The 19,989-nt window shown below is 58.9% G+C and carries 17 protein-coding genes and 2 pseudogenes; 15 read left to right on the top strand and 4 right to left on the bottom strand.

From position 1 onward, the window contains the following. The first annotated feature begins 344 nt into the window (after positions 1-344). Positions 345-1,358 carry an ABC transporter substrate-binding protein gene (locus tag JFV26_RS11975; RefSeq protein WP_201192475.1) on the top strand — a complete coding sequence of 338 codons (1,014 nt, stop codon included), beginning with the start codon at positions 345-347 and terminating at the stop codon, positions 1,356-1,358. A 77-nt stretch (positions 1,359-1,435) separates the two neighbouring features. On the opposite strand, the gene JFV26_RS11970 is transcribed toward JFV26_RS11975, so the two are convergent. Next, a complete protein-coding gene (locus JFV26_RS11970; protein WP_201192473.1) occupies positions 1,436-2,356 on the bottom strand; it encodes a LysR family transcriptional regulator in 921 nt (306 codons plus the stop codon). Positions 2,357-2,539: 183 nt separating this feature from the next. On the opposite strand from JFV26_RS11970, the gene JFV26_RS11965 reads away from it, so the two are divergent. Further along, on the top strand, positions 2,540-3,445 hold the full coding sequence (locus JFV26_RS11965; RefSeq protein ID WP_201192471.1) for a TauD/TfdA dioxygenase family protein: 906 nt from the start codon (positions 2,540-2,542) through the stop codon (positions 3,443-3,445). A 112-nt stretch (positions 3,446-3,557) separates the two neighbouring features. Here JFV26_RS11965 and JFV26_RS11960 read toward each other — a convergent pair whose 3' ends face one another. Together JFV26_RS11960 and JFV26_RS11955 are read right to left on the bottom strand one after the other, a co-directional pair. After that, positions 3,558-5,174 (bottom strand): alkaline phosphatase family protein, encoded by a 1,617-nt coding sequence (locus JFV26_RS11960; protein ID WP_201192469.1) that lies wholly within the window; start codon positions 5,172-5,174, stop codon positions 3,558-3,560. 189 nt (positions 5,175-5,363) lie between these two features. Then, complete coding sequence (locus tag JFV26_RS11955; protein ID WP_201192467.1) at positions 5,364-6,308, bottom strand: LysR family transcriptional regulator; 945 nt, start codon at positions 6,306-6,308, stop codon at positions 5,364-5,366. Between the two features lie 164 nt (positions 6,309-6,472). Between JFV26_RS11955 and JFV26_RS11950 the strand changes: the two genes are divergently transcribed. The 13 genes and pseudogenes from JFV26_RS11950 (at position 6,473) to JFV26_RS11890 (ending at position 18,629) form a co-directional block, all read left to right on the top strand. Beyond that, on the top strand, positions 6,473-8,824 hold the full coding sequence (locus tag JFV26_RS11950) for a TonB-dependent receptor (protein ID WP_201192465.1): 2,352 nt from the start codon (positions 6,473-6,475) through the stop codon (positions 8,822-8,824). Between the two features lie 25 nt (positions 8,825-8,849). Then, positions 8,850-9,179, top strand: a pseudogene (locus JFV26_RS11945) (ArsR family transcriptional regulator); the annotation flags it as partial. A 342-nt stretch (positions 9,180-9,521) separates the two neighbouring features. After that, positions 9,522-9,848 carry a hypothetical protein gene (locus JFV26_RS11940; RefSeq protein WP_201192463.1) on the top strand — a complete coding sequence of 109 codons (327 nt, stop codon included), beginning with the start codon at positions 9,522-9,524 and terminating at the stop codon, positions 9,846-9,848. 381 nt (positions 9,849-10,229) lie between these two features. Beyond that, positions 10,230-11,045 carry an energy transducer TonB gene (locus JFV26_RS11935; protein WP_201192461.1) on the top strand — a complete coding sequence of 272 codons (816 nt, stop codon included), beginning with the start codon at positions 10,230-10,232 and terminating at the stop codon, positions 11,043-11,045. A gap of 86 nt (positions 11,046-11,131) precedes the next feature. Next, a complete protein-coding gene (locus JFV26_RS11930) occupies positions 11,132-11,857 on the top strand; it encodes a MotA/TolQ/ExbB proton channel family protein (RefSeq protein WP_201192459.1) in 726 nt (241 codons plus the stop codon). A gap of 1 nt (position 11,858) precedes the next feature. Next, positions 11,859-12,260 (top strand): ExbD/TolR family protein, encoded by a 402-nt coding sequence (locus JFV26_RS11925; protein ID WP_201192457.1) that lies wholly within the window; start codon positions 11,859-11,861, stop codon positions 12,258-12,260. Between the two features lie 273 nt (positions 12,261-12,533). Beyond that, positions 12,534-13,115: an alpha/beta hydrolase gene (locus JFV26_RS11920; protein ID WP_201192455.1), complete on the top strand. Its 582-nt coding sequence runs from the start codon at positions 12,534-12,536 to the stop codon at positions 13,113-13,115. Positions 13,116-13,170: 55 nt separating this feature from the next. Beyond that, positions 13,171-14,099 (top strand): annotated as a pseudogene (locus JFV26_RS11915) (sigma 54-interacting transcriptional regulator). A 242-nt stretch (positions 14,100-14,341) separates the two neighbouring features. Next, positions 14,342-15,124, top strand: a complete 783-nt coding sequence (locus tag JFV26_RS11910) for a MetQ/NlpA family ABC transporter substrate-binding protein (RefSeq protein ID WP_201192453.1) — start codon at positions 14,342-14,344, stop codon at positions 15,122-15,124. A gap of 539 nt (positions 15,125-15,663) precedes the next feature. Beyond that, the gene (locus JFV26_RS11905) at positions 15,664-16,329 is read left to right on the top strand and encodes an amino acid ABC transporter permease (protein ID WP_201192451.1); all 666 of its coding nucleotides are present in this window, start codon (positions 15,664-15,666) and stop codon (positions 16,327-16,329) included. Next, the gene (locus tag JFV26_RS11900; protein WP_201192449.1) at positions 16,310-16,969 is read left to right on the top strand and encodes an amino acid ABC transporter permease; all 660 of its coding nucleotides are present in this window, start codon (positions 16,310-16,312) and stop codon (positions 16,967-16,969) included. The genes JFV26_RS11905 and JFV26_RS11900 overlap by 20 nt, the downstream gene beginning before the upstream one ends. Next, entirely contained in the window at positions 16,966-17,748 is a 783-nt protein-coding gene (locus JFV26_RS11895) for an amino acid ABC transporter ATP-binding protein (RefSeq protein WP_201192447.1), read from the top strand. Before JFV26_RS11900 ends, JFV26_RS11895 begins: the two co-directional genes overlap by 4 nt. Then, positions 17,745-18,629 (top strand): transporter substrate-binding domain-containing protein, encoded by an 885-nt coding sequence (locus JFV26_RS11890; protein WP_201192445.1) that lies wholly within the window; start codon positions 17,745-17,747, stop codon positions 18,627-18,629. Before JFV26_RS11895 ends, JFV26_RS11890 begins: the two co-directional genes overlap by 4 nt. 113 nt (positions 18,630-18,742) lie before the next feature. Here JFV26_RS11890 and JFV26_RS11885 read toward each other — a convergent pair whose 3' ends face one another. Continuing rightward, positions 18,743-19,903: an AAA family ATPase gene (locus JFV26_RS11885; protein ID WP_201192443.1), complete on the bottom strand. Its 1,161-nt coding sequence runs from the start codon at positions 19,901-19,903 to the stop codon at positions 18,743-18,745. Positions 19,904-19,989: the final 86 nt, after the last annotated feature.

The following is a 19,989-nucleotide window of genomic DNA, read 5'->3' as shown; positions in this document are numbered from 1 at the left end:
GGTGACCTCCGTTGTCGGGTTTTTCATGGGTCAAAATCAAAAGATCGTCCGAACGCAGCCTTCGGACGATCTTGGCGATCTAAAATTCACTAAAAATGGTTATATAAAAATAAATATCAATTCTATTGAGAGATAAGCGAGACCATTTAAGGCCTCCAGCCCACACGCATCCAATGCATTCGAAGAATATTTTTAATGCTGTTTATGCATACCCGCCGCAGAGCCCCGCTTTAGCTGGCATAGATCAAAAAGCTATAAAAATGTGAATTTATAGTATTTAAGCGTCGAACCCGATTCAGCCTACGTTCTGCTCTTCAACGCCGTCGCCACCAGGAGCCGCACCCATGAATCGTCCTTTCAAACGTGTCATCAGTCTGTTTGCCATACCGGCCCTGGCGGGGTTGCTGGCGTTCACCGCCCATGCCGATGAACTCAAGGAAATTCGCATCGCTGTGCCCGACCTGAGTGCCGGCACCCAACACAGTGGCGGCGGCATAACGGACGTGTTGCGTGACCAGCAAATCTTTGAGAAAGCCTTCGCCGAGCAGGGCATCAAGATTCAATGGAGTTTCTTCAAGGGCGCCGGTCCCGTGATCAATGAAGCGTTCGCCAACGGCCAGGTGGACCTGGCGTACCTCGGTGACTTGGCGGCGATCATTGGCAAGTCCAATGGGCTGGATACACGGCTGCTCAGCGCCTCCGCACGGGGCGTGAAACAGTACCTGGGCGTGGTGCCCGGTTCGGGGATCAAAACCCTGCAAGACCTCAAAGGCAAACGCGTGGCGATCTTCCGTGGCACTGCCACGCAGTTGTCCTTCGATGCGGCACTGGCCAGCCAGGGTTTGAGCGAGAAGGACCTGAAAGTCATCAACCTGGACTTCAACGGCGCCGTTGCGGCGCTGGCGGCCAAGCAGATTGATGCGTCGTGGGGCAGTTCTGGATTGACGGCGTTGCAAGCCAAGGGGTTGGCCGAGTTGCCGTTGAACACTAAGGATCTGGGTGGGGCGGGCAGTGTTCAGGCCGTGCTGGTGGGTACCGGCAAGTTTGTCGACGAACATCCCGAGGCAGTGGCGAAACTGCTGAAGGCGCAGCAGCAAGCGGTTGAGTGGCTGACCCAGGACAGCAACAAGGATGCTTACATTCAGTTGGTGTCGGGGCTGGCGAGTTATCCGCCGGTGATTCTTCAGCAGGACTTGAGGGATCAGAAGTTGAGCGAAGTGTTCCCCTCGACGCTGGATCCGGCGTTCCTCGGGAAATTGCAGGATTCGGTGGATTTGGCTTCGCAGCAGAAGCTGATTCGCAAGCCGTTCAAGGTGACGGATTGGGTGGCGCCGGAGTTGGCTGCGGCCAAACTCTAAAATCAAAAGATCGCAGCCTGCGGCAGCTCCTACACCGACCGTGTAGGAGCTGCCGCAGGCTGCGATCTTTTGATCTTCTAAACAGCGACAGATATCTCCTGTTTATCCACCGCCACCAACGTCTCGATCATCGCCCTGGCCGCCGGCGACAAGCGAAACCCCGTACGACTCACAATCCCGCACCGCGCATTCATGCTTTCAATGTTCTGCGGCAGATTGCGCCAGTGCAGCAACACCAGCGAGCCCTCGGCAATGTCTTCGATAAACGCCTCTTGCGTACCAATGCCAATCGCATTCGATTGCAGCACGATCTTTACCAGCGCCGGAAAGTGCTCGGTCTCGATGGTCGGCGAGAAATCCATCCGGCCACTGAGATTCGCCAGCAGTTTGCGAATACCCGGCGGGATCAACGTGGTCGCCAGCGGGTAGTCGAACATGTCGTTGGTCGACAGGCTGTCCTTGACCAGCAGCGGATGCCCCGGCCGGCAGAAGAACACTCCGCGCCTGGGCGTCAGGGCCTGGGTCTGGAAGTTCGGGTCGGCTTCGAAATGGCGGATGTCGGCGATGAAGAACTCGATCTCTTCACGGCTCAGGGCGCGGCTGAGTTTTTCCCAGTTATCCACCTGAAAACAGGTGCGTACTTTCGGGTGCGCGTTGATGAATTGCGCCACCGCATCGGGCACCAGTTTCACCGCTGGCGCCGGGCCGCAACCGAAGCGCAGTTCACCGGCGTCGAGCTTGGTCATCTGCGTGACCTCGGCATTGAGCAGCGCCGCGCCCTGGACCAGGGTCAAGGCGTGTTGCAGCACCACCTGACCTTCGGGTGTCGGACGCAAATCCTTGTTGCCACGGTCCACCAACACACAGCCGAACTCTTGTTCAAGCCCCTGAATACTGCGGCTGAACGCCGGTTGAGTGATGCCCATGGCGTCGGCCGCGCGGACAAAACTGCGGTGTTCGTTGAGGGCGATGAAGTAGCGCAACTGGCGAAGATCCATATGCTTTTCCGGCATCCTAAAAATAGCTCGAAGGCATTTGCGACGAGGGTTGCTAGAGGTTTTAAATGCAAGCTCTTATTCCGTCAACGAAGCATGTGAATATCTATTAGACCTAAATTGAATATAGATAGAGCATTGTTTCGCTGCCGTCCAACCGTCAGCAGTCCGATCGAGGGTCTACCCATGAGCAATGCCGCTTTAGCTGTAAAACCCGCTGTTCACGCGCTTGAAGTCCATCCGGTGGCCGGCCGGATCGGCGCCGAGATCCGTGGCGTGCAACTTTCCGGTGAGCTGGACGCCAGCACCGTTGAAGCGATCCAGCAGGCGCTGGTGCAATACAAAGTCGTGTTCTTCCGCGAGCAGACCCAGCTCGACGATCAAAGCCAGGAAGCCTTCGCTCACCTGCTCGGCGAGCCCGTGGCGCACCCGACCGTACCGGTACGCGATGGCACCCGTTACCTGCTGGAGCTGGACGGTGCTGAAGGTCAGCGCGCCAACTCCTGGCACACCGACGTGACTTTCGTCGACGCGTACCCGAAAGCTTCGATCCTGCGCTCGGTGGTGGCCCCGGCCTTCGGTGGCGACACCTTCTGGGCCAACACCGCCACGGCCTACAACGAACTGGCACCGGAGCTGCGTGAGCTGGCGGACAAACTGGTCGCCGTGCACAGCAACGAATACGACTACGCCGGGGCCAAGCCAGACGTCTCGGCGGAAAAGCTGGAGCGCTACCGCAAGATCTTCACCTCCACCGTTTACGAGACCGAGCACCCGGTGGTCCGTGTGCACCCGATCAGCGGCGAGAAGAGCTTGCTGCTGGGGCATTTCGTCAAGCGCATCAAGGGCTATTCCCAAGCCGACTCGGCACACTTGTTCGGATTGCTGCAAAGCCATGTCACCCGTTTGGAAAACACCGTGCGCTGGCGCTGGAAGGCTGGCGACGTGGCGATCTGGGACAACCGCTCTACTCAGCATTACGCGGTGGATGATTATGGGACTCAGGATCGGATCGTTCGCCGGGTGACGTTGAAGGGCGAGGTGCCGGTGGGTGTGGCGGGGCAGCGGAGCCAGACCATCAAAGGCGCGTAAAACACGGTCCCCTGTGGGAGCGGGCTTGCGCGCGAAAGCGGTGTATCAGTCAACATTTTTATCGACTGACACTCCGTCTTCGCGAGCAAGCCCGCTCCCACATTTGATTGGGTTACCACACGCCGATCTGGACTAACTTCTCGGTCTCCGGCTCACCATAACGAAACCGCTGCCCGCGCAAATCGATCTCCTGATGACTGATGGTCGTGCGCCGCTTCAACCCCCGCACCCACTCAAACAAATACCCTGCGTGCTCTTCACGTACCGCCGCATAAGCCGGATCCGCCCCTAGATCCCGTAATTCCTGCGGATCATTCAACAGATCAAACAACTGCGGCCGAAACCCGTCGTACGCCAAATATTTCCAGCGCTCGCTGCGTACCATGGTCATGCGGCAACGGTCGATTGGCTGCTCCAAACGCTCCCGCGCCGGGGCCTGGAATGCGTAGTCGTACTCGCTGATCGCATAACGACGCCAATCGGTTTTCACGCCGTGCAGCAGGGGAATCAGCGAGCGTCCTTCAAGACGATGGTCGGCGCTCGGCAATCCTAGTGCTTCAAGAAAGGTCGGCAGCGCATCAATGGTTTCCACCAGCCGATCATCCACCGATCCCCGAGTGACATCCGCCGCCACACGCGGGTCGCGCACGATCAACGGAATTCCCACCGCCGGTTCCAGCAAAAACTCTTTCTCCCCCAAGTAATGGTCGCCCAGGAAGTCACCGTGATCGCTGGTGAACACAATCAACGTGTCGTCCCAGCGACCATTGCTCTGAAGAAAATCAAACAAGCGCCCGAGCTGATCATCGACCTGTTTGATCAGCCCCATGTAGGTCGGCACCACGTTCAAGCGCACCTCATCACGGGAAAAATTCAGGCTCTCTTCATGCTGTCGGAACGCCCCGTACACCGGGTGATCGCTTTCCTCGCCAACGGCTGCACGCACCGGATCAATCACTTGATCGGCGCCATACAGCGCGTGATACGGCGCCGGGGCGATATAGGGCCAGTGCGGTTTGATGTACGACAGGTGCAGGCACCACGGTTGTTCACCTTGCTCGGCGATGAAGTCGATGGCGCGGTCGGTGGTGTAGACGGTTTCCGAATGCTGCTCGGGCACGCGCGCGGGCAAACGGGCGTTGCGCATTTTCCAGCCGCTGAGGATTTCCCCCTGCGCGCTTTCGGCAGCGTTGGCCCAGTCGTGCCACGGGTTTCGGCCTTCGAAACCATGGGCACGCAGGTAATGGGTGTAGGGCGCGGATTCGCGTTTGTCGTCGAACAACGGGTCGTCGGGGAAGATGCCGTCGTGCCGGAAAAAAGCTTCGAAACCGACTTCGTTGAGCCCTGAGGCCTGATCGCTGGAAGGGTCGATGGCCAGCCGCAGCAAGGCATCCAGATTGGGTGTGGCGTGGGTCTTGCCCACCAGCGCAGTGCGAATGCCGTACGGGCGCAGGTAGTCGCCGATGGTCAATTCTTCCAGGGGTAACGGCACCGCGTTCCACGTCACTTGATGGCTGCTGACATAGCGTCCGGTATAGGCCGACATCCGCGACGGCCCGCAGATCGTGCCTTGGGTGTAAGCGCGGCTGAAACGTACGCCGGCAGCGGCCAGGCGATCGATGTTTGGCGTGTGCAAATGCGGATGGCCGTAGCACGACAGGTAATCGCGGCGCAGCTGATCGCACATGATGTACAGCACATTGCGCACGGGGTTTTGGGGGTTGGGCATGGGGTTCACCGATCAGAAGACAGGCGAGGGTTTTCGCTGCTGGGGCGGGGTTGAGGCAAGTGCATTTGGGGAATGGGGTTTATGCAGTGGGTGCATCGGTGTCGGGGATGACGCTATCGCGAGCAGGCTCACTCCCACAAGGTCTTGCGCATTCCCTGTGGGAGCGAGCCTGCTCGCGAAAGCGGTGGTTCAAACGGCAAGATTCTCCAGCGAACACACTTCCTCATCCTGCACATCAATCTCTTTGATCTGCGCAATCATCGCCTCGGCCAACGGCGACAACCGATACCCCGCCCGGCTGACAATCCCGTACCGCGTATACAGCTCCTCCAGATCATCCGCCACCCCGTCGATCTTCAAACACACCAGTTCACCCTTGGCCAGGTGCAGCGCATCTGAATACGCGCCGACAATCCCGATGGCATCCGAACGCATCACCACACTCAGCAAACTGTAGCTGTTCTCACATTCCACATTCGGCGTGAAATCCGGGCGGCCACTCAAGTCGACAATGACTTTACGCAGGTTCGGCGGGCGGATGCTCACCGCCATCGGATAGCTCATCAACTCGGCAGCGCTGACGCTTTCACGTCCCGCCAATGGATGCCCGGCGCGGCAGCAAAAATGCCATTTGCGCGGGCGCAGGCGTTGGGTCAGGTAGTCCGGGTCTGCCTCGAAATAGCGGGTGTCGGCGACGAAGAACTCGAACTCCTCACCCAGCAGTCGCTTGCTCAGGCTCTGCCAATCGTCGACCTGAAACTGCACCCGCGCTTTTGGATAACGCCCGATGAAGGCGCCAATCGCCCGCGGGATCAATCCTGCCGCCGGTGCCGGGCCGCAACCGAAGCGTAATTCGCCGGCCTCCAGGCCATTGAACTGGCTGATCTCGTTGGCCATCTGCTGCGCGCCGCTGACCAGCCGCCGCGCATGTTCGAGTAACACCTGGCCTTGTTTGGTCGGCGCCAGGTCCTTGCGTGCGCGATCCACCAACTGACAACCGACGCTGTGTTCCAGCGCCTGAATGCTGCGGCTGAACGCCGATTGCGAGAGGTTCACCGTCAGCGCACCCGCGACGAAGCTGCGCTGGTCGGCGAGGGCGATGAAGTGGCGGAGTTGGCGCAAATCGATATGCATTTTTCACATAAAAATATCGGGCGAATGCATTGGATATGCATCAGGTGGACTCCTTATAAAGGCAATCTCTTATGCAGTAAATCTTTGTAAAAACATAAATAAATAACTTAAAAGAATATGCACTGCTAAATGTCACTGCGTGTTTTTTGACCAGGAGCCGCCCTATGAGTCCGTTGAACCTTGCTTCACCCCTTTCGCCCCGACGGCTCAAACGCCTGCCCCTGGCCCTGTTGCTGGCGGGGAGCGCCCAGGCTTATGCGGCCGACACCACGCCCCCGGAAGCAGCGCCCACCGGCAAAACGTCGGCCGACAGTTCGCAGTTGGAAACCGTGACCGTCACCACCCGCCGCCGGGAAGAAAGTTCCCAGGACGTGCCAACGCCGATGAGCGTGATCAGCGGCCAGGCCCTGGAAACCCAGCGGGTTTATCGCATCCAGGATTTGCAGCAACTGGTGCCCAGCGTCAACGTCGCCTACATGCATGCGCGCCAGTCCAGCGTGTCGATCCGTGGCCTCGGTAACAACCCGGCCAGCGACGGTCTGGAAGGCAGCGTCGGGCTCTACATCGACAACGTCTACCTCGGGCGCCCGGGCATGGCGGTGTTCGACCTGATGGACATCGAGCAGCTCGAAGTTTTGCGCGGTCCGCAAGGCACGTTGTTCGGCAAAAACACCACGGCCGGGGTGATCAACATCAGCACTCGGGCGCCGTCGTTTACCCCCGAGCGCAGCATCGAAACCTCGGTGGGCGAGGACGGCTACTTCCAGACCAAGGGTACGATCTCCGGTCCATTGAACGATGAACTGGCGGGGCGTTTTTCGGCCTATCGCTCCAGCAGTGACGGCGACATCAAGAACGAATACAACGGCCATGAACTGAACGGCGGCTCGCGCGATGGCTTGCGCGGCCAGTTGCTGTTCAAGCCCAACGAATCGTTCAACATGCGCTGGATCGGCGACTACAACGAAGAAGACTCCAGCGCCGGCACCCGTGTCTTGTACAACACCGGGCCGACCATCAATGGCCTCAACCTCTACTCGCAGCGGGCCGCTACCGCTGGCGCGACGCTGGTCAACGGCTCTCATCGCGAGGTCAATCTCGACAACGATCAACACGTCACGGTGCATCAGGGCGGCACCTCGGTGGAAGCCAACTGGACCTTGCCGAGTGACTTCACCCTGACCTCAATCAGCGCCTATCGCTTTTGGAATTTCACCCCGCGCAACGACGATGGCCTTAACGTGCCGGCGAGCTACAACGCCGGGGTCTCGGTGGAGGATAAGCAGTACTCCCAGGAATTCCGCCTGGCGTCACCCAAAGGCGAGTTCTTCGACTACGTGCTCGGCGCCTATTACTTCGGCTCGAACCTGGACAACAAATCCTTCTCCTATTACGGCCCGCAAGCCGACATCTGGAACGGCACGCCACGCGGTGCACTGGCCAACGTCGACAGCGTCGGCAACGGCCATATCGAAACCAACAGCTTTGCGCTGTTCGCCCAGGGTACTTGGCACCTCACCCCGCGTCTGGATTTCACCGCCGGGCTGCGTGGTACCTACGAAGAGAAAAACGCCTGGGTGACGCGCGATGCGCCGGTCGGTGGTGCGGCAGTGACGGGCGCGGCGGCCACGGCACGACGCGGTCGTGCTGGCGCCTACGATTCCGGCGATTTGAATCAGTACAGCTCCAGCCCTTCAGGCTTGCTGAACCTGAGCTACCGCTTCACCGATGACCTGCTCGGCTACGCGACCCTGTCCCACGGTGAAAAATCCGGCGGCGTGAACCTTGCGGTCGGCTCGGCACCGACGGCCGGCGCGGACTCATTGCTGATCGGCACCGAGCGCGCCAACAACGCCGAACTCGGTTTCAAAAGCACCCTGTGGGACAAGCGCCTGCAACTCAACGCCAACGTCTTCTGGACCCAGGTCAACGCCTACCAGACCAACGCCTATGACGACGTCAACCGCGTGCAATACCTGACCAACGCCGGCTCCGTGCGCTCCCGTGGCGTGGAAGTCGAAAGCACGATCATCCCGTTGCGCGGCCTGACCCTGAACCTCAACGGCTCCTTCAACGACGTCAGCTACCTCTCCTACAAAGATGCGCCGTGCCCGCCGGAAGTCAGCCTGCGCCCAGGCGCACCGGCCTCTTGCGACCTCAGCGGCCACCAAGTGGTCGGCGCTTCGAAATGGATCGGCAACGCCAACGGCGAATACAAATGGAACCTGAGCAACGGCTTGGAAGAGTACGTCACTGGCAGCTACGCCTTCCGCTCCAAAGCGGTCGGCACGGTGGAGGATTCGGACTTCGGGCAGATCCCGAGCTATGCCGTAGTCAACTTATCCACAGGCCTGCGCGGCGACTTCCACCAGGGCCAGTGGGACGTCTCGCTGTGGCTGAAAAACGCCTTCGACAAAACCTACTACACAACCCTCTGGACCGGCGCCAACGGCGGTTATGAAGGCTTGCTCGGCACGCCGCGCACCCTCGGCCTGACCGGTCGCTACGACTTCTGATGGGTAACTCCGGGAGCTTCATCATAGTGAGCATCAAAACGGCGTTACCTGTTACGCCACGGCCAAGGCCTTCAACCAGTACGTGATTTTCAGCGGCGCCGACCAGCAGACGCACCTGATCGACATGAACGGCAATGCGGAGAAAACCTGGTCCCAGGCCGGTTTCCCTTCGGCAATCATCGACCTGAAACTGGTCGGCGGCGAACGTGGCCATATGTTGCTGCAACTGAGCGAAAAAGACCCCGGCAAACTCGGCTCGGCCGGTAATGGCCTGGACAACCAGAGTGTCGGCGAACTGGACTGGAACGCTAAAGTGGTCTGGCAGTGGGGTGACAAGGCGCCGGGCAGCGAGGCCGTCAGCAACTGGGTCTATCGTGTGTTGCCTGTGAGTTATGACGGGGTGCCAAAGGGGACGCCACGGTCGGAAACGGCGGTGATTGCACCTGCGGCGGGCGTGCAGCAGACGAGTGCCAGTCGTTGAATTTTTCGGCTTATCGCCAGCAGAAGTAATAGTGGTTCTATCTGGAATAACTTATGAAGACTTTGCATAGTTAATATCGCTTTTTCGTTGATTAATAACTGCGTTTCGGCGTGGACAATAAGCGAATGTGGAACCATGCTTTGTTTCGTGAGTTTCCAGGAGGAAACTTGCTCTCATCGGAAGACACTTAATTTAAACGATAAAGGAAGTCGAACCATGTCGAGCATTAATGGTACTTACGTTAATTCAAACTCTGGCGCCAAACTGGTTATTACCGATGGTAATGATTCGAATGGCACCTTCAGCGGCAAGCTGAGCCAGGGCGGTGTGAACTACGATGTCAGCTACGGGCACTACCACTTCCAAAACAGCACCGGGCAACCGACCATCATCACCCTCACCGGGTTGAATGATGGTACGGGTTATCAAGCCTGGACGCTGTTCTCGCCGGACCACAATTATTCCCGACTACGGGCCGCGGGTTCGCGTAATAACTTTGATGGTGATGTCGTGACATTGGGTGGCGAGTTCGTCAAGCAATAAACATCGCTGTAATAACTAACAGGCTGATGCGCTGAATGTGCATCAGCCTGTTTTTTTGTGTGGGCTATCACTTTGTTGTTAGTTGTTTTTGGCTGTTCTACGTCGCACTTCTATCCTGAATCGATGCCTTCGGCGAATACTTTCAATGCTTGAAAAGCATCGTTTTTCGCGCGCATCGCTCCAGCCCTTGCAGGACGGGGCTTTGGCGAAATTGACTACTTTTTATATTCGATTAAGATCTATACATGACTTCAAATATTACTTTAAGAGATAAGCGTCTGGCCCAATGATTGGCCCGTCGATACGCCTCGCGGGGGATTCAAGTGCGGGTGTATCGCGTTTTTTGTAAAGAGATCGCAAAAGACCGCAGGGAGTTAATCAATGGGCAATGTCCAGACCGCCGCTGGCGCACATGAGGTGCTCTGGCGCCAGGCGCCGAGTGGCGACTTGGTCGACCTCGGCCGGGTGCACCGCGTGCCGTTGGGTCAGTTGCGTTTGCAGCGTGCGCCCAAGGGCATTCTGAGCCGGCGCGAAGCGATCCTGCTTGGTGTGCTGGCGTTGCTGGTGCATGGCGCCGTGATCTATTGGGTCAATCAGCAACCGACCACCGTGCTGCCGATCGTGCCACCGGAAATTCCGCCGATGACCATCGAGTTTTCGCGCCCGGCACCGCCGGTGGTCGAGCCGCCACCGCCACAACCTGCTCAGCCCGTGGACGAGCCACCGCCGCCCGTCGAAGACGAGCTGGCCGTGAAACCGCCGCCACCAAAACCGATTCCGAAACCCGTGCCCAAACCGGTCGCTAAACCCGTACCGAAACCGGCACCCAAAGCCGTCGAACAACCGCCAGCGCCGCCACAATCGACGGCACCTGTCGCGGCCCCGGCGCCACCTGCACCACCGGCGCCCGCGCCAGTGACCCCGGCCTCGGCCAACGCCGCGTACCTGAAAAACCCGGCGCCGGAATACCCGTCGCTGGCTCAGCGTCGCGGTTGGGAAGGCACGGTGTTGTTGCGGGTGCATGTGCTGGCCAACGGCAAGCCCGGCGAGATCCAGATTCAGAAAAGCAGTGGTCGCGACCAGCTCGACGACGCGGCGCTAACCGCCGTGAAGCGTTGGAGTTTCGTGCCGGCCAAGCAAGGTGATGTGGCCCAGGATGGCTGGGTCAGCGTGCCCATCGATTTCAAGATTCATTAATTGGTAATCAGCCGGCGCTAATCTCGCGGTGTGTCTGGAACCGCCATCGCGAGCAAGCTCGGCTCCCACACACGAGGGAATACATCATGACGTTACTAGCCTCTCCACTTGAATCCATCGAAGGCGCGGTAATCTGGCTGCTGGTGATTTTTTCTGTTGCCACTTGGGGCCTGGCATTGCTCAAGGGCGTGCAGTTTGCTCGCCTGAAAGCCCAGGATAAAAAATTTCATAAGCAGTTCTGGGCCGCGTCGAGTCTCGACTCAGCGGCCGAGCTGAGCGAAACCCAACCGGGTGCTGCGGCGCGTGTGGCCCAGGCCGGATATGCGGCGATTCAGGTCGGTGAAGCGCCGCAAGCGAATGACTTGAGCCAGGCGATCAATCATCAGGATCGTCTGGAGCGGGCCTTGCGTCAGCAGATTGTGCGCGAGCGTCGTTCACTGGAAACCGGGCTGGCGGTGGTCGCGAGCATCGGCAGCACCTCGCCGTTCATTGGCTTGTTCGGCACGGTGTGGGGAATCATGGAAGCGTTGAAAGGCATCAGCGCGGCAGGTTCGGCGAGCTTGGAAACGGTGGCCGGGCCGATTGGTGCAGCACTGGTCGCCACCGGTGTGGGGATCGCGGTCGCGGTGCCGGCGGTGCTGGTTTACAACTACTTTTTGCGACGCCTGAAGCTGACGGCGGCGGACCTGGATGACTTCGCCCATGACTTCTACAGCCTGGCGCAGAAGAGTTCGTTCCGCCTGTTGATACACCCGACCTCGCACAAAGTCGTGGCCCAGGGCGGCGCACAGAAAGTGAAGGAGGCGTCCTGATATGGCCTTCTCCACGCAAGACAGCGATGAGGTGCTGAGCGAGATCAACGTGACACCGCTGGTGGACGTGATGCTGGTGCTGCTGGTGGTGTTTATCGTCACTGCACCACTGCTGACCAACGCGATTCCGATCAACCTGCCCAAGACCGAGGCCGTGGCCCCGGTGGAGCAGAAAGACCCGCTGGTGGTGAGCATCGATGGCGCCGGCAAGTTGTTCATCAACAAGGACCAGATTGAGCCGGGTTTACTGGAGTTCAAGCTGCAAGCGGCGAAAGCCAAGGACCCCGAAGTGCGTGTGCAGTTGCAGGCGGATGACGGGGTGAATTACGGCGAAGTGGCGCGAGCCATGGCCTCGATTGAGCGCGCGGGGATTACCAAGTTGTCGGTGATTACCGCGCGTTAACCCCTTTCAAGTTTTCCGGGGCCGTCTCCTTGGCAGGGTGCGGCCCTTTTTTATGCCTGAAACACCAACCCCTGTAGGAGCTGCCGAAGGCTGCGATCTTTTGATTTTGATTTTTAAAAGCAAGATCAAAAGATCGCAGCCTTCGGCAGCTCCTACGGGGAGTGATGTTTAATATTCGATATAGGTCTTAATAAATAGCTTCTTATTCCTTAACGAATATAACTCTCGTCCCTATACTCGATCAGGAACAGACACGCAGCAGGAGAGCTCCCCATGCGCAACGAATCAATTCGCTACCTGATTGTGCCGGGCTGGCAAGGATCGCCAGAAGATCATTGGCAAAGCCATTGGCAGAACAGTCTGCCGAACAGTGCACGGGTGGAGCAGGCCGATTGGCTGACGCCGCGCCGTGAAGACTGGGTCGCAGCGCTGGCCGAGGCGATTGCCGCCGACAGCACGCCGGTGATCCTGATCGCCCACAGCCTGGGTTGCATCACCGTTGCCCATTGGGCGGCCACTGCGCCGTTGCAGTTTTTGCGTCAGGTGCGTGGTGCCTTGCTGGTTGCGCCGGCAGACGTCGAACGCCCGGCCTGCTCGCCGGCCCTGCGCAACTTTGCACCGATTCCGGCCACCCTGCTGCCGTTCCCGAGCCAGGTCGTCAGTTCCGACAACGACAGCGCCGTCAGCGCGTCCCGCGCCATGGAGCTGGCCCGCAATTGGGGCGCCGAGGCGGGGATTCTGGCGGGTGCCGGGCACATCAACGTCAAGTCCGGCCACCAGCGCTGGGAGCAGGGTTTTGCCTATCTCTATCGCCTGCAAAACCGCATGGAACATCACGCCCTGCGCCGCGCTTGAATTTTTTCTTTTTTAAACGCCCCCGTCTCCCGGCGGTTTTGGGCGGGAGTCTGCCATGAGTTTTGAAGCCTTCGGTCAGCCATTGCTGACCTTCCCCGACGCAGAAAAAGTCCCCTGAGCATCCGCGCCAAAGCGCTGGTGTTTGTTGATCCGCGTTCGCGGCAGTTGCGCCAGGAATTGGAGCAACTGGCACCGCGGGCCATTTCCGTATTGATTCGCGGTGAAACCGGCAGCGGTAAAGAATTGCTCGCCCGCCACATCCACCGCGCCAGTGATCGCGGCGGGTTATTCGTATCGGTCAATTGCGGCGCGATCAGCCCGACGTACGCTGATGCTGAGTTGTTCGGCTATGCCGCCGGCAGCTACACCGGCTCGGCCAGCAGCCGTGCCGGGTGGTTCGGTTCGGCCAATGGCGGGACGCTGTATCTGGATGAAATCGGCGACTTGCCGCTGCCGATCCAGATCAAACTGCTCTCAGCGCTGGAAAACCACGAAGTCACCCGCGTTGGCGCTCATCAGCCGAGCCCGGTCGACGTGCGCCTGGTCGCTGCGACCAGCATCGACCTGGGCCAAGCGGTGGCGGCCGGGAAGTTCCACGAACGGCTTTATCACTACCTCAGCGAGGGGCAGCTCGAACTGCCTGCGTTGCGCGAGCGGGTGGGCGACATTTTGTCCCTGGCTGAATATTTCCTCGGCATCTACAGCCAGCGTCTGGATTTGCCGGTGCCGTTGATCAGCGAAGCGGCGCAGCAGGTGCTGGAGGCGCATAGCTGGCCCGGTAATACCCGGGAACTGGAGAACGTCATTCACTTTGCGCTGCTGGTGAGTACCGGGGACGAGATCTTGCCGGAGCATCTGAATCTGCCCGAGGTACCTGCTTCATTGGTGCAGATCGAGCGGCAACTCAAACAGATCCTCGCCAGTGGTTCGGCCGCCGATCAAGCGGCCCTGAAACAACTGCTCAAAAACACCGCGCTTTTGTAGGAGCTGGCGCAGCCTGCGATCTTTTGATCTTGGCAATCCAGAGCATTGCCAAATCAAAAGATCGCAGGCTGCGCCAGCTCCTACGCTGTATGAACAAAATGGAATATCAAAGTGAATAAAAGATATTGTTCGGGAATAAAAAATCCCGGTATTGTCCGCTTCACGCCAGCGATAGCACTTCACTGGCACTCGTACTAATAGCCGTCGTCATAAACGACCGTGATTTTCCATAAGGACACTGCATGAAAAAGGTTCTGTTGTTCACCGCATTGGCGGCTGCCCTGACTGCGGGCCTGGCCCAGGCTAACGAGAAACTGGTGGTTGCGGCGACCCCGGTCCCCCACGCCGAGATTCTTGAACTGATCAAGCCAACCCTCGCCAAAGAAGGCGTGGATCTGGAAATCAAAGTCTTCACCGACTACGTTCAGCCGAACGTGCAGGTCGACCAGAAGCGTCTGGACGCCAACTACTTCCAGACCCTGCCGTACCTGAAAAGCTTCAACGAAGGCAAAGGCACTCACCTGGTCACCGTGATCGGCGTGCACGTCGAACCGTTCGGCGGCTACTCGAAGAAAGTCAAAACCCTGGCTGAGCTCAAGGACGGCGCAACCATCGCGATCCCTAACGAAGGCAGCAACAGCGGCCGTGCCCTGATCCTGCTGCAGAAGGCTGGCCTGATCGAGTTGAAAGACCCGAAAAACGCCCTGGCTACCCCAAAAGACATCGCCAAGAACCCGCACAACTTCAAGTTCAAGGAGCTTGAGTCCGCGATGTTGCCGCGTGTCCTGGACCAGGTCGACCTGGACATGATCAACACCAACTATGCACTGGAAGCGGGCCTGAACCCGGCTAAAGATGCGCTGGTGATCGAAGGTGCAGATTCGCCTTACGTGAACTTCCTGGTCGCTCGTCCGGACAACAAGGACAGCGATGCCATCCAGAAACTGGCCAAAGCCTTGACCAGCCCGCAAGTGAAAGCGTTCATCGAGCAGAAATACAAAGGCGCGGTACTGCCGGCGTTCTGATTCGACGCAAGATCAAACCCCTTCAAGGTTTCAACGCCGACGGCTGGTCATAGCGTCGGCGTTTTTTATTACGCCAGAAGGTCAAAAGATCGCAGCCGTCGGCAGCGCCCACAGGCGCGTAGGAGCTGCCGAAGGCTGCGATCTTTTGATTTTGATTTGGACCTAAGCCACCCTGGCCTTCAACGCCCTGTGCAACGCCACCAGCAATTTCAAGATGTCTTGTGGGTCCAGCCGCTGCGGCACTTTTACGTCAGCCATTTTTCTCTTCCTTGTGATGGTTTGGCCGGGGAGTCTGGCCAAAAGCTGTCCGTCCTTGGAGGGGTTTTTTGAAAAAAAGATCCTTCCTACAGCGCAAAGGAAAATAGTCGTCTTCCTAGGTCACCGCAAATCCGCGAGATAGTTTTTTGCGTGATATCAATATGCTTTAACGGTATTTAAATTCTTATTTTTATACCTTTAAAGTCAGTGCCTGCCGGGTGGTTATCCACCGCCCATGGACTGCACCACCGCCGCTTACCGAGCGGCGTCCAGGATGTTCAATGACCTTCGATTACGCTTTTATCCTCAGCACCCTGCCGGCGTTTCTCAAAGCCGTGGGCGTGACGCTGCAGGTCGGCTTCATTGCCATCGGCACCTCGCTGCTGGTGGCGCTGATCAACGCGACGATTCTGGTGTTACGCACGCCTTACTTGCAGCGCCTGGTCGGACTGTACGTGGAGCTGGCGCGCAACACGCCGCTGTTGATCCAACTGTTCTTCGTCTACTTCGCCTTGCCGGCGCTGGGTATCAGCGTTTCCGGGTTTGCGGCGGCGATCATCACCATGACCTTTCTCGGCGGTGCTTACCTCACCGAAGTGCTGCGCGCCGGAGTCGATGCCGTACCGCAAGCACAACTCGAATCCGGTCGCTCCATCGGCCTGTCCCACGGGCAATTGCTGCGCTACGTGATCTTGCCTCAGGCCGGCATCCTCAGCCTGCCGTCGCTGTTCGCCAATTTCATTTTCCTGCTCAAGGAAACCACCGTGGTTTCGGCGGTGGCGGTGCCGGAGATTCTCTACACCACCAAAAGCTACATCGCGCTCTACTACAAAACCTACGAAATGCTCGCCGTGCTGACGCTGATTTGCGTGCTGCTGTTCTTGCCGCTGTCGCTGTTGCTCAGCCGTCTGGAAAGGAGGCTCCAGCATGGCCAGTTCGGGTCTTGAGTTGCTCTGGGTGTCGTTGCCGCAACTGGGCAAGGGCGCTGTGCAAACGTTATCGATTTCCTTCCTGAGCATCGCCATCAGCACCGTCGGCGGCGTGCTCTATGGCGTGTTGCGCACGCTGAATTCGAAATGGCTGAACGCGATCCTGCGGGTCTACCTCGAACTGTTCCGGGCGATCCCGGTGTTGGTCTGGCTGTACCTGCTGTTTTTCGGCCTGCCGATTTTCTTCGGCCTGAGCATTCCAAGCTTCTGGTGCGCGGTGCTGGTGCTGTCGTTGTGGGGCGCCAGCGAGGTTGGCGAAGTGGTGCGCGGCGCATTGCTTTCGTTGCCGCGCGGGCAACGTGAGGCGGGGTTGTCGATCGGTCTGAACGGCCCGCAACTGTTTGGCTACGTACTGTTGCCCCAGGCGCTGAAACGCATGACGCCACCGACCATCAACGTCTACACGCGAATCATCAAGACCAGTTCCCTGGCGGTGCTGATCGGTGTGGTGGATGTGATCAAGGTCGGCCAGCAGATCATTGAGCGCACCTACGAATCGGTGCTGATCTACGGCGCACTGTTCCTGTTTTTCTTTTTCATCTGCTACCCGCTGTCGGCCGCCTCGCGTGTGCTGGAGCGGCGCTGGACGCAAGTATGAGCGCATTGATCGAGTTCAAGGGTTTCAACAAGTTTTTCGGCGAGCAGCAGGTGCTCAAAGAGATCGACCTGCAAGTAACGTCAGGCGAAGTCATCGTGATCCTCGGCCCCAGCGGCTGCGGTAAAAGCACCTTGCTGCGCTGCCTCAATGGCCTGGAAGTCGCCCACAGCGGCGGCTTGAAATTCAACGGCCGCGAGCTGCTGGACAAGGGCACCGACTGGCGCGACGTGCGGCAGCAGATCGGCATGGTGTTCCAGAGTTATCACCTGTTCCCGCACATGAACGTGCTCGATAACCTGCTGCTCGGTCCGCTCAAAGTGCAGAAACGTGATCGCCGCGACGCCCGCACCCAGGCCGAGGCTTTGCTCGAACGCGTCGGCCTGCTGGACAAGCGCGATGCCTATCCGCGCCAGCTCTCCGGCGGCCAGCAGCAACGCATCGCCATCGTCCGCTCGCTGTGCATGAACCCTAAAGTGATGCTGTTCGATGAAGTCACCGCCGCCCTCGATCCGGAAATGGTCAAGGAAGTGCTGGAGGTGATTCAGGGCTTGGCCCGCGAAGGCATGACCCTGTTGATCGTCACCCACGAAATGGCCTTCGCCCGCGCGGTGGCCGATCGCATCGTGTTCATGGACGCCGGGCGCATCCTTGAGCAAAACCCTCCCGAGCTTTTCTTTACGAACCCGCAAACCGCACGAGCGCAGCAGTTCCTGGAGAAGTTCTCCTACGTCGAAGCCCTGCCCAGAAAGACTCAAACAAAGGAACTGGAACTGCTATGAAAACTGCCAAGTCTTCACTCTTGCTACTGCCGCTGTTCGGCCTCGCGCTGCTGGCCGGCTGCAACAAATCCGAAGCCCCCGCCAAGCCTGCGGCCACCAGCGCCAGTGCGGCCCCGGCGGCCAGCTACCTGGAAAAAATCAAGGCCCGGGACAAGTTGATCGTCGGCGTGTTTACCGACAAACCGCCGTTCGGTTTCGTCGATGAGGCGGGGCGCTATGTCGGTTTCGATACCGACATCGGCCGTCAATTCGCCAAGGATCTGCTCGGCGATGAAAACAAGGTCGAGTTCGTCGCGGTGGAGCCCGCCAGCCGGATTCCATTCCTGCAAAGCGACAAGGTCGACCTGATCCTGGCCAACATGACCGTCACCCCGGAGCGCAAGGAAGCGGTGGAATTCACCAACCCGAACCTCAAGGTTGCGGTGCAGGCGCTTGTCCCGCAGGGCAGCTCGGTGAAAAACCTCGATGACCTGGCGAGCCGCACCACCATCGTCACCACGGGCACCACCGCCGATATCTGGCTGACCAAAAACCACCCGGACTGGAAGCTGCTGAAGTTCGAGAAAAACTCCGAATCCCTGCAAGCCCTGGCCAATGGTCGTGGCGATGCGTATGCGCAGGACAATCTGGTGCTGTTCAGCTGGGCCAAGCAAAATCCAGGCTACCGCGTGCTGGAACAGACCCTGGGCGCAGAAGCACCGATTGCGCCGGCGGTGAAGAAGGGCAACATCGAACTGCGTGACTGGGTGAACACCGAGTTGGCGAAGTTGGGTGAAGAGAAATATCTGCTCAAGCTGTACGACCAATATGTGCGTAAAGAACTGAGCGATGACACCAAGCCTGAGAGTGTGATTGTTGAGGGTGGGAAGTGGCAGGGGTGATTGGCCCAAGCGGTAAGTGATCGTTGAAAAGATCGCAGCCTTCGGCAGCTCCTACAGAGGAACGCGTATACCTGTAGGCGCTGGTGAAGGCTGCGATCTTTTGCGTTTTTCAATCAATCCGGCCAATACCACGCCGGCTCATCCAGCATCCGCTGCCCGACAATCCCGGTCTGGCCCAACGTCTTCTCCAGCACAATGCAATTGCACTCCAGGTCCTCCTGCAACGCCGAAATCAACCGCCGGGCGTGGGACACCACCCACACCTGACACTGCTCGGACGCACGGATGATCAACCGCGCCAACGCTGGCAACAGGTCAGGATGCAGGCTGGTTTCCGGCTCGTTCAGCACCATCAGCGTCGGTGGTCGAGGCGTCAGCAGTGCCGCGACCAGCAGCAAATAACGCAACGTCCCGTCCGACAACTCCGCCGCCGACAACGGTCGCAGCAACCCTTCCTGATAAAACTCAATCGCAAACCGTCCTCCCTGCAACGGTGCGATGTTCAACCGCGCACCGGGAAATGCGTCGCTGATGGCCGTCTGCAAAGCGTCCGGGTCACCGATTTCGCGGATGGTCTGCAACGCTGCCGCCAGATCGCGACCGTCGTGATGCAGCACCGGCGTGCGCGTCCCCAGCTGTGGTTGACGCACCGGAGCATCGGCGTCGCTGCGAAAGTGATCGTAGAAGCGCCAGCGGCGGATGAACTCACGCAACTGCATCACTTCTGGCGAGGTGCGAAAACTGCCGACCTGATCGAACAGGCTGTCGAAATTCGGCGTGTGCTGGGCCAGCACTTCCCAATTGCGACCCTCGCGGGCACGAATCATCGGGCCGTCGCGATCCACCAGCAAACTGGCCGGGCGGTAGAACGGCCCGGACCAGATGCATTCCTTTTTGATTTCCGGGTCGAGGGCAAAGCAGGACTCTGTCGGCGCTGGCAAACCCAGGGCTATCGAATAGCTGAAGTCTTCCCCGGCAAAGCCCAGACGCAAGCGTTTGACGCCGTGGCGCACGGTGGCCTCGATCGGCACTTCACCGTTGCGCATGCGCCGGGTGATGGTTTCCGGGCCGGCCCAGAACGTCGAATCGAGCCCGCCCTCACGGGCCAGCGCATTGACCACGCCGCCCTGGGCGGTTTCCGCCAGTAGACGCAACGCGCGATAAAGGTTGGACTTGCCGCTGCCGTTGGGGCCGGTGATCAGGTTCAACCGACCCAGCGGGATCACCAGTTTATTGATCGAGCGGTAATTGGCCACCGCGAGGGTTTTGAGCATGGAGGACGTTCTCTGTGGTCCGAATCCATATCAGGATAACCGCGTTGGCGAATTTACATTGTAGGAGCTGCCGAAGGCTGCGATCT

The organism is Pseudomonas sp. TH31 (genome assembly GCF_016650815.1).
Lineage (GTDB): Bacteria > Pseudomonadota > Gammaproteobacteria > Pseudomonadales > Pseudomonadaceae > Aquipseudomonas.
Note: the sequence above shows the minus strand (reverse complement) of the source record. Positions and strands in the feature narration are given on the sequence as shown.